Source organism: Ralstonia mannitolilytica (assembly GCF_000954135.1).
Lineage (GTDB): Bacteria > Pseudomonadota > Gammaproteobacteria > Burkholderiales > Burkholderiaceae > Ralstonia > Ralstonia mannitolilytica.
On the sequence record NZ_CP010799.1, the window covers coordinates 3222059 to 3232185 of the forward strand.

The 10127-nt window shown below is 64.6% G+C and carries 8 protein-coding genes; 2 read left to right on the plus strand and 6 right to left on the minus strand.

Annotation, left to right across the window (positions count from 1 at the left end):
- Position 1: 1 nt before the first annotated feature.
- From TK49_RS15170 to apbC, 4 genes are all read right to left on the minus strand, one after another.
- The gene (locus TK49_RS15170) at positions 2–2161 is read right to left on the minus strand and encodes a 4Fe-4S binding protein (protein WP_045787448.1); all 2160 of its coding nucleotides are present in this window, start codon (positions 2159–2161) and stop codon (positions 2–4) included.
- Positions 2162–2241: 80 nt separating this feature from the next.
- Positions 2242–2802 (minus strand): DUF3306 domain-containing protein, encoded by a 561-nt coding sequence (locus TK49_RS15175; RefSeq protein WP_045787449.1) that lies wholly within the window; start codon positions 2800–2802, stop codon positions 2242–2244.
- 15 nt (positions 2803–2817) lie between these two features.
- On the minus strand, positions 2818–3333 hold the full coding sequence (locus TK49_RS15180) for a DUF3305 domain-containing protein (RefSeq protein WP_045787450.1): 516 nt from the start codon (positions 3331–3333) through the stop codon (positions 2818–2820).
- A gap of 3 nt (positions 3334–3336) precedes the next feature.
- On the minus strand, positions 3337–4425 hold the full coding sequence (apbC, locus tag TK49_RS15185) for an iron-sulfur cluster carrier protein ApbC (RefSeq protein WP_045787917.1): 1089 nt from the start codon (positions 4423–4425) through the stop codon (positions 3337–3339).
- Positions 4426–4630: 205 nt separating this feature from the next.
- On the opposite strand from apbC, the gene TK49_RS15190 reads away from it, so the two are divergent.
- Both TK49_RS15190 and metG read left to right on the plus strand, forming a co-directional pair.
- Entirely contained in the window at positions 4631–5260 is a 630-nt protein-coding gene (locus tag TK49_RS15190; protein WP_045787451.1) for a YiaD family glycine zipper/OmpA-like lipoprotein, read from the plus strand.
- 291 nt (positions 5261–5551) lie between these two features.
- Positions 5552–7621: a methionine--tRNA ligase gene (gene metG / locus TK49_RS15195; RefSeq protein ID WP_045787918.1), complete on the plus strand. Its 2070-nt coding sequence runs from the start codon at positions 5552–5554 to the stop codon at positions 7619–7621.
- Positions 7622–8083: 462 nt separating this feature from the next.
- Here the strand turns inward: metG and TK49_RS15200 are convergent, their stop codons facing one another.
- Together TK49_RS15200 and TK49_RS15205 are read right to left on the minus strand one after the other, a co-directional pair.
- Entirely contained in the window at positions 8084–9349 is a 1266-nt protein-coding gene (locus TK49_RS15200) for an IS256 family transposase (protein ID WP_045220114.1), read from the minus strand.
- Between the two features lie 233 nt (positions 9350–9582).
- Positions 9583–10125: a hypothetical protein gene (locus TK49_RS15205; protein WP_045787919.1), complete on the minus strand. Its 543-nt coding sequence runs from the start codon at positions 10123–10125 to the stop codon at positions 9583–9585.
- Positions 10126–10127: the final 2 nt, after the last annotated feature.

Below are 10127 nucleotides of genomic sequence, written 5' to 3' on the forward strand. Positions count from 1 at the left end.
TTCAATGCGTGGCGCCCGGGCGTTCGCCGCGCTCCATCATGTCGATCACGCGGCAGTCGCCGCACATCTTGAGGCGTTCGGCAGCCGCGCCCGAAAAGGCGGGATGCGCGCCGAGCTTGGCCAGCATGGTCGCCACCATCTGCGCGGTGCCGAACGGCTTGCTGCAGCGGATGCAGTGGAACGGCTGCGTCTCGTTCAGCGTGACGGCTTGGCGGGCCTGCGCGGTCAGGTTCAGGCGCGGCACCAGGGCGATGGCTTCTTCGGGGCAGGTGGTCTCGCACAGGCCGCACTGAACGCAGTTGCGCTCGATCATGGCGAGCACCGGGCGCTCGGCGGTATCGCGCAACGCCTGCGAGGGGCATGCGCCCACGCACGCCATGCACAGCGTGCAGCTTTCCCGGTCGACGGTGACGGCGCCAAACGGCGCTCTGGCGGGAAGCGGGATGATCGCCTCGGTAGCCTTGGCGTGACGTGCCAGGTGGTCCAGCGCGAAGTCGAGCGTCTCGCGCTTGGCGGCGGCCACGGCGAAGGTGGCGGCCGGCATGTCGCGGCGGAAGCCTCGCAGCGGGCCGGACACGTCGGCGGCGTTCAGGCGCGCGTCGAGCGCGGCGGCATCGGTCACGTCGATCAGCACGACGGGCGACCCATCGGCCGGCTCGCCCAGCCCCTGCAGCACGGCTTGCGCCACGGCCACCTGTTCGGCCAGCATCGCCCGGTACTGCGGCGCGTCGTCCTCGGTGAGCAGGATGACGACGCGTGCGGCGCCGTAGGCCAGGGCCGTGAACCACAGCTCGAGCCCGGTCGACGCCGCATGGAAGACTTCGACCGGCAGCACGTTCACCGGCAGGCCCTGCGCCTTGCCGATGCGCGCGGCGCGCCCGACGTGTTGGACGAGGGCGCGGCCGCGCTCGCCGTTGTGGAGCAGAACCACGGCATCACGCCCACCTGCCGATGCATACGCATTCAGCAGCGTCTTGAGCTTGCGCCCCTGATACGGCGCGCTCGGGTAGGCATAGGTCATCGCGCCGGTCGGGCACGCCGTCGTACAGGCGCCGCAGCCCACGCACAGGTTGGGCGTGACCTGCACGCTGCCACGCCCGTCCTTCCACTGCGACGAGATGGCCGACGCTGAACACACCTGCACACACGCATCGCAGCCCACCTGCCCGTTGCGTCCGTGCGCGCAGATGGATTCCTTGTACTGGAAGAACTTCGGTTTCTCGAATTCACCCACCATCTGCAGCAGCGCCAACGAGGCGCTCAACTGCTTCCCGGCGTCCGCACCGGCATGGAAATAGCCTTGCGGCGGCTGGTGCTGCGTGAAGGCGGGTGCGTCGTTCAGATCGAAGACAAGGTCGAACTGGCCGGATAGCGTTTGCGGCGCCTGCGCACGGCCAAAGTCGATGGCCATTGCGTCACCGCACGCTTTCACGCAGGCGCGGTGATCGCGGCAGCGGTCCAGGTCGATCTGGTAGAGCGCGTCGATGGCGTCTTCGGGGCAGGCATCGATGCAGGCGTTGCAGCGCGTGCAGCGGTCGAGGTCGATCGGATTGCGGCTGCGCCATTGCACATCGAACGCGCCCAGCCAGCCCTTGACCGCCACCAGTTCGCCAGCGTGGACGGGCCAGCGGCGTTCCATCGGCACCGACAGCGGCCCGAGGGTGCGATCTCGGCCTGTGGCCAGCACCGTCAGGCTCAGCTGATCGGCCAGGCGCTCGGCCCACGGCATCACGCGCTCGGCCGGACCGACAATCAGCAGGTTGCCATCGGAGCGGTAATCCACCACCGGCACCGGGTCCGGGGCGGGCAGACCCGCCACGGCCAGCAGTGCGGCCGTCTTTGCGTGAAAGCCGCGCCGGTCCCGCCTGGCGCCCGCCGACCAGCCGCCCGTCTCCCGCACATTGACGAAGCGGATCGGCGCGACCACGCCTTCCTGCTGCGCGGCCACTTCAGCAAACAGCGCCTGCTCTTGCGTGCACGCGACGATCACGTCCTCCGCGCTGCCGAGCGCCTGCGTGAAAGCGCCGATTTCGCGGCGGCACAGCAGGTGGTGTGTCTGGCCAGGCGCATCGATGGGCATGTCGGCGGCGCGCAGGGCGTCGCTCACCGCCCCGGCATCGAGCGGCATGGTGTGATTGCAACTGCAGACCAGCGTAGGCATGGATGTGTGCGTGAACGCCCGCGTCTGTCGCGCGGGCTGTGGGGACATGGCCGGCGGTGGCTGCCGCGCGGACCTCTTTCTTATTCTACGGACGGCGGCCTGGCCTCGCCATGCGGGGTTGCCTGGGCGGAGCCGTCCTGCGCCGGCGGCGCGGGCGATTGTGCGCGCGTTTCCTCCGTCACGGCTGGCGTTGCCTGGGATACCGGTTCCGCGGCCACCGGCGGCGGCACCTCCTCGTCCAGCGGATCGAACAGCCGCAGCTCTACGGTGTGGCGCAGTTCACGCAGCATGTCGGGCGGAATCGGGTCGGGCTGGGAGTAGTCGTCGATATACGTATCGAGCCCGTCCATCACGTTGAAATGCGGATCGGCGAAGAGCTTCTTCAGGGCGGCACGCTTGACGACCTCGTCGACGCCGCGCGCGACGAATGGGGCAAAGTCGTCGGCGGGCGTGAGCTTGGCCGCGTCTTCCAGCGTGAGCGGCGGCGGTGCGTCGGGTGCCGGTTCAGCAGGCGCAGGCGCCGACTCTGGCTGCGGTGGACGCACGACCTCGGCACGCGGTGGTGCCTCTGGTTCGGGCGTGCCACGGCGCTGCGCGGCCTTGCGACGCGACCAGCGTGAAAGGAAGGATTCGTCGCTCACGGCAATGTCGCTCGATCAATACTTGGCGCGATCTTCCGGCCGCAGGAACGATTCCGGCCGGCGCCGTTTTTTCGGCTCGGGCCGGTAGTTCTCGGCCACGTAAGCCTCCAGCCACGCGAGCGCAGCGGCATCGAGCGGCGCGTTCTCGACCGTCTCGCCGCCGTCGAGCCAGCGGCCCGCCTCGTTGTAGCTGAGGGAGACGGTATGCGGAACCGCACGTCCTTCATCGGCCGTCCCGGCTTCGCCAAGGCGCCACAGCACAAACCAGCATGGAGCGGCCGACGTCACGTTCAGGTAGTAGCCCTCGGCCTCGTCGCGGAACAGCGTGACGGTAAAGCCAGGGGTCAGCCAGCGCTCTTCGGTCTCGGTGCGATCAAGGCAGCGCGGCTCGGTGCCGTATTCGCCAAGATCCGGCACCACGGCCTCGAGCCGCCACTGGAACGGCTGCCAGCGGTTGGCCGTAGGACGGCGGCACAGCACCACCGCGACCCGCACGGAGGGGCGCTCGGTCGAGGGCTCGCGCGGTTCCATGGCTTATGTGTTCTGCACGACGATCGACGGGAACTTGCTCGTCATGTCTTTCGCCTTCTCGGCCACGGCAATGGCGACGCGACGCGCGATCTGCTTGTACACGCCGGCGATCGCGCCGTCCGGGTCGGCCACCACGGTGGGCCGGCCCGAATCGGCCTGCTCGCGGATGGAGAGATTCAACGGCAGGCTGCCCAGGAACGGCACGCCGTACTGCGCGCACATCTTCTCGCCGCCGCCGGCACCGAAAATGTGTTCGGTGTGGCCGCAGTTCGGGCAGCAGTAGACCGCCATGTTCTCGACCACGCCAATGATGGGAATCCCCACCTTCTCGAACATCTTCAGGCCCTTCTTGGCGTCGAGCAGCGCGATGTCCTGCGGCGTGGTGACGATCACCGCGCCCGTCACGGGCACCTTCTGCGACAGCGTGAGCTGGATGTCGCCCGTGCCCGGCGGCATGTCGACGATGAGGTAATCGAGGTCGCGCCAGTTCGTCTGCTTGAGCAGTTGCTCCAGCGCCGAGGTCACCATCGGGCCGCGCCACACCATCGGGTTGTCCTGCTCGATCAGGAAACCGATCGAATTGGCCTGCAGGCCGTGGCCCTCCATCGGCTCCATCGTCTTGCCGTCGGCCGACTCCGGCTGGCCGTGGATGCCGAGCATCATCGGCTGGCTCGGGCCATAGATGTCGGCATCGAGAATGCCGACGCTGGCGCCTTCAGCGGCCAGTGCGAGCGCCAGGTTCACGGCGGTGGTCGACTTGCCCACGCCACCCTTGCCCGACGCCACGGCGATGATGTTCTTCACGTTCGGCAGCAGGTTCACACCGCGCTGCACCGCGTGCGCGACGATCTTCATCGAGACCTGCACGCTCACATTCTCGACACCTTGCACCTGGCGCAGCGCGCCGATCACCAGCTTGCGGATCGCATCGAACTGGCTCTTGGCCGGGTAGCCGAGTTCGACGTCGAGCGACACCTCGCCGCCATCGACCCGGATGTTGCGCACCGATTTCGACGACACCAGGTCGCGCTGGGTATTGGGATCGACCACGCCGCGCAAGGCTTCGGTGATCTGTTCGATGGTTACGCTCAACATTTGCTCCACGAATCTAATGCGAATGGGGGACGGTCCAACAGGGGCGTCACATGAACTTTGCAATGCACTCGCCACTCTACGTGCTGGTTTGCTATTGTATTTTGCCGGCGCAACATTCGTCCGATTCCCCCCAAAACCCTTCGGCACGCCGGCTATGGGCAGACTCAACAAGAACCGATCCCGTTACCTCGTAGGAGAAATCATGAAAGCCAAGCTTATTTCCGTTTCGCTCGTCGCCTTGCTGGCAGCGGGCTGCGCCACCGAGCAGCAGAACCAGACCGCCGTGGGCACGGGGGTCGGCGCGGCCGTGGGTGCCGGCATCGGTGCGCTGGTCGGCAATGGCCGTGGCGCGGCCATCGGCGGTGCGCTGGGCGCGGCAACCGGTGCAGCCGTGGGCTACAACTGGGGTGCGATCAAATCGAAGCTGGCCGGTGACACCGCTGGCACGGGCACGCAAATTTCCGAACAGCCCGACGGGTCGCTCAAGCTGAACATCCCGAGCCAGGTGTCGTTCGATACCGACAGCGCGGTGATCAAGCCCTCGTTCCGCGGCGCGCTGGATAGCGTGGCACAGACGCTCACGCAGCATCCGGAACTGGCTGCCACCGTGGTCGGCCACACCGACAGCACGGGCAACCCGAACTACAACATGACGCTGTCGCAAAAGCGCGCCCAGAGCGTGGCCAGCTACCTGACTGACCGCGGTGTCGCCCGCAACCGCCTGAACGCGGAAGGCCGCGGCCAGACGCAGCCCGTTGCAGACAACGCCACCGAGGCCGGCCGCGCACAAAACCGCCGCGTCGAAATTTATTTGAAACCAATCCAAGGGTGACCAGTCATAGAGAACGGGTGCCGCTTGCCACACGTTGCTGGCTCGCGATGCGTGGCTGACCTCCCGGGCGGCACCTGATTTCTCCTCCTTTTCCGTTGTGGAAAGCTGCGCCGGCTCAGACCGGCGCTTTTTTTTTGGCTTGCGCAGAATGCGGCGTCCTGCCGCAGGTCCGGCGTGCAGATCGGCGGTATTCACCCGTGGCGGGCTCGCGCGGCCCGGGCGCGCTAAAATATGCGTTTCTCCGCGCGCCGCGCTCAGTTTGCGGCCCGCCTGCACTCTTCTGGCCTGCCCATGTCCGAACGTCGCATCCTCGTCACTTCCGCCCTGCCCTATGCCAACGGGCCGATCCACATCGGCCACCTCGTCGAGTACATCCAGACCGACATCTGGGTGCGCTTCCAGCGCATGCGCGGCCATGAGACCTACTACGTGGGCGCGGACGACACGCACGGCACGCCCGTCATGCTGCGCGCCGAGAAGGAAGGTCTGACCCCGCGCCAGCTGATCGAGCGCGTATGGGCGGAGCACAAGCGCGATTTCGACAACTTCCTGATCTCGTTCGACAACTACTACAGCACCGACTCGGACGAGAACAAGGCGTTGTCCGAACGCATCTACCTGCAGCTCAAGGAAAACGGCCTGATCGACGTGCGCGAGGTCGAGCAGTTCTACGACCCCGTCAAGGAGATGTTCCTGCCGGATCGCTTCATCAAGGGCGAGTGCCCCAAGTGCGGCGCGAAGGACCAATACGGTGATTCGTGTGAAGTCTGCGGCGCGACGTACCAGCCGACCGACCTGAAGAACCCGTATTCCGTGGTATCGGGCGCGACGCCGGTGCGCAAGTCGTCGGAACATTACTTCTTCAAGCTCTCCGACTCGCGCTGCGAGACGTTCCTGCGCGAATGGGTGGCCGACCTGGCCCAGCCGGAAGCGACCAACAAGATGCGCGAGTGGCTCGGCGACGATGGCGAAGCCAAGCTGTCGGACTGGGACATCTCGCGCGATGCCCCGTACTTCGGCTTCGAGATTCCCGGCGCGCCCGGCAAGTATTTCTACGTGTGGCTGGACGCACCGGTCGGCTACTACGCCAGTTTCAAGAACCTGTGCGGCAAGCTCGGCCTCGATTTCGAATCGTGGATCAACGAGCACTCCACCACCGAGCAATACCACTTCATCGGCAAGGACATCCTGTACTTCCACACGCTGTTCTGGCCGGCCATGCTCAAGTTCTCGGGCCACCGCACGCCGACCAACGTGTTCGCGCACGGCTTCCTGACCGTGGACGGTGCCAAGATGAGCAAGTCGCGCGGCACGTTCATCACCGCGCAGAGCTACATCGACACCGGCCTGAATCCGGAATGGCTGCGCTACTACTTTGCCGCCAAGCTGAACGCGACGATGGAAGACCTGGACCTGAACCTGGACGATTTCATCGCCCGGGTGAACAGCGACCTGGTCGGCAAGTTCGTCAACATCGCCAGCCGCTCGGCGGGCTTCCTCGTCAAGCGCTTCGAGGGCCGCGTGAGCGATGCCGCGCTGGGCCATCCGCTCATGGTGCAACTGCGCGAAGCCGCCCCGCAGATTGCCGATCTGTACGAAAAGCGCGAGTACAGCAAGGCGCTGCGTGCCGTGATGGAACTGGCCGACGCCGTCAACGCCTTCGTCGACACCGAAAAACCGTGGGATCTGGCCAAGGACGAAGCGAACCGCGAGAAGCTGCACGCCACGTGCTCCGTTGCGCTGGAAGCGTTCCGCCTGCTCGGGATCTACCTCAAGCCGGTCCTGCCGGCCACGGTCGCACGCATCGAAGCGTTCCTGAACATCGAGCCGCTGACCTGGCACGCGATTGACTCGCAGCTGTCGTCGGCCAAGCCGATCCAGCCGTATTCGCACCTGATGACGCGCGTGGACAAAAAGCAGGTAGATGCGCTGGTGGAGGCAAATCGTCAGTCCCTGCAGGCGACCGCCGATGCCCCGGCTGCTGCCACCAACGGTGCTGCCGCCATCGAGCCGATCGCCGAGACCATCACCATCGACGACTTCGCCAAGATCGACCTGCGTGTCGCCAAGATCGTCGCCTGCCAGCGCGTGGAAGGATCGAACAAGCTGCTGCAGCTGACGCTGGATGTGGGTGAAGGACAGACGCGGAATGTGTTTTCGGGCATCCAGTCGGCGTATGCGCCGGAAGATCTCGTGGGCAAGCTGACCGTGATGGTCGCCAACCTGGCACCGCGCAAGATGAAGTTCGGGATGTCGGAAGGGATGGTGTTGGCGGCTTCGGCTGCTGATGAGAAGGCTCAGCCTGGGCTTTATATTCTTGAGCCGCATTCTGGGGCGGTGCCGGGGATGCGGGTGCGGTAATGGGTGTTTCGGGATGGGCCTTGGTGGTCCACTCCCCTTTCGTTCCCTGCCGGGACCGACTCACTTTTCTTTGTCTTGCCAAAGAAAAGTAAGCAAAAGAAAGGCGCGCCGGAGATGGCGACCCATCCCTTGAATTTGTGTGACCGGGCGGGGAAGGAGGCAAACTCGCTGCGCTCAGACAGCCTCCTTCCTTGATCCGCCCGCTCACAAAAATTCAAGGCGCCATCAAGGGCTCAACGTCAAAAGAAAAAAGGCCAACCCATCGCGCGGTTGGCCTTTGTCGTTTGGGCTGGCGCTCAGATGGTTCGGCTTTTGTCCTTTGACTTTCCTGCCCTAGATGGCGCCTTGAATTTCTGTTGCAGGGAGGAAAAAGGAAGGGAAACTGTCTGAGGGGGCTGTCTGAATTTTTGTGTTCAAGGCTTTTTATTCGGGCTGCCGTTTCAGACGAGCCCGGTGGACATATTACGCGGCCGGTCGTGTAAAGCGCTCCCCATAGGCGATGGCGAACTGGTTCATGGCGTCTTTCCACTGCCTGGCTGCTCGGCCCCAGTCAGCCGTGATGTTGCGCAAGGCCAGCCACAGCAGCTTGGTGGCGGCATCATCGCTGGGAAAGTGCCCCCGCGTCTTGATGATTTTGCGCAGCTGACTGTGCAGGCTCTCGATGGCATTGGTCGTGTAAATCACCTTGCGCACCGCCGGGCTGAACGCAAAAAACGGAATGACGCGCTCCCAGGCCCGGCGCCAGGCCGCCACCACCGTGGGAAACTTCTGCCCCCAGGGACCAGCTTCCAGGGCATCGAGTTGGGCCGCTGCGGCTTCTGCGCTGGGCGCCGTGTAGATGGGCTTGAGCGCCGCTGCCAGCGCCTTGCGGTCCTTCCAGCTGGCATAGTCCAGGCTGTTGCGGATCAAGTGCACGATACAGGTCTGCAGCGTCGTGGTCGGAAACACCGCCCCAAGCGCCTCGGCTATGCCCTTGAGGCCGTCGGTGACGGCAATCAGGATGTCGGCTACACCACGGGTCTTCAGATCGTTGAACACCTTCATCCAGAACTTGGCCCCCTCGGTGTTCTCGATCCACAGGCCCAGGATGTCGCGGGTGCCGTCGGGCAGCACGCCCAGCGCCAGATAGATGGCCTTGTTGCGCACCACGGCATCCTCGCGGATCTTGACCCGCAGACAGTCGAAGAATACGACCGGGTACATCGGCTCCAGCGGGCGTGCCTGCCAGGCGGTGACCTCGGCCATTACCTCATCCGTGACGCAACTGATGAATTCAGGACTGACCTCGGTGCCGTACTGCTCGGCCAGAAAGCCCTGGATCTCACGCACCGTCATGCCCCGCGCGTACATGGCTACGATCTTGTCGTCAAAGCCGGTGAAACGCCGCTCGTGCTTGGGGATCAGGATGGGCTCGAAGGAGCCTGCGCGGTCGCGCGGCACTTCGATGCGCAGCGGCCCGTCCTGAGTCAGCACCGTCTTGGCGGACTTGCCGTTGCGCTGGTTGGCTGCATCCTCGGGGCGGGCGCTGCCGGGCGGGTAGCCCAGGTGGTACGACAGTTCTGCGCCCAGCGCCCGCTCGATCAGCGCTTTCTTCAGCGCCATGGTGGTGGCGTTGATCTGTTCGGCCGTCATCGGCGTGGTGCCGCCGGTCAGTTGTTCAATGAGTTCGTGGGGAATAGACGGCAGCGCCGCCGTGCCGGCTGCCGCCGGTTTCTTCTTGCTTGGCATAGATGCTCCTTTCCAACATGCTATGCCTCAAACACAAAATTCCTGACAGGCTCCTGTCTGAGCGAAGCGAGTTTTTCCCTTCCCCTCCCTGCGACATAAATTCAAGGAATCTTTCGCCATCTCGGGCGCGCATTTCTTTGCTTACTTTCTTTGGGCAAGACCAAAGAAAGTGAGTCAGCCCCGCCAGGGGATGAAACAAGGGATGCACCACAAAAAAACCAGAGCCAAAAACCCTACCCCCCATTCAACCGATCATCACTCCGCGAAGTCGTCGTAACACGCCCATCCACCCCAAAGTGCACATTGAAGAAAGCCCGTTCAGTCGCGCTTTCCATCCACCGATACCCCCAAACCTCTTCCTGCTTCAGCTTAAACACCTCCACCTTCCCCGGCTTGCCCAGCATCCGGCGAATGTCATCCTTGCTCTGCCCCACCTGGACGCGTCCAAAATTCTCGGCGGTCAACACCTGCTCGATCTTCTGCACGTGCCCGTCAGGCCCGATCGTCACCATCCACGTTGAAGTCCCTTCCGGACCGCGCGGATACTCCAGTTGCCGCGTGCCGCCTTCGTTCTCCCAGATCGTCTCGGGCTGGCCGGCGGTGGCCCTGACATCGTCCTCGGTGGATTGCCCGGCCACGATGCCTTTGAACAGCAGGTTGTCGGGCTTGGCCGATTGCCACGCGCGCTTGGCGGCATCGCCGACGCGATCCACTGCCTGGTCGACCTTCTGCTGATCGCAGCCGAACAACCCCAGCAATGAAGCCAGAATGCCCATGG

What these genes read in the sequence shown, in the direction of transcription:
- TK49_RS15170 (WP_045787448.1), bottom strand. Translation starts at nt 2,161, where the DNA reads ATGCCTACGCTGGTCTGCAGTTGCAATCACACCATGCCGCTCGATGCC.
- TK49_RS15190 (WP_045787451.1), top strand. Translation starts at nt 4,631, where the DNA reads ATGAAAGCCAAGCTTATTTCCGTTTCGCTCGTCGCCTTGCTGGCAGCG.
- metG (WP_045787918.1), top strand. Translation starts at nt 5,552, where the DNA reads ATGTCCGAACGTCGCATCCTCGTCACTTCCGCCCTGCCCTATGCCAAC.
- TK49_RS15205 (WP_045787919.1), bottom strand. Translation starts at nt 10,125, where the DNA reads ATGGGCATTCTGGCTTCATTGCTGGGGTTGTTCGGCTGCGATCAGCAG.
- TK49_RS15180 (WP_045787450.1), bottom strand. Translation starts at nt 3,333, where the DNA reads ATGGAACCGCGCGAGCCCTCGACCGAGCGCCCCTCCGTGCGGGTCGCG.
- TK49_RS15200 (WP_045220114.1), bottom strand. Translation starts at nt 9,349, where the DNA reads ATGCCAAGCAAGAAGAAACCGGCGGCAGCCGGCACGGCGGCGCTGCCG.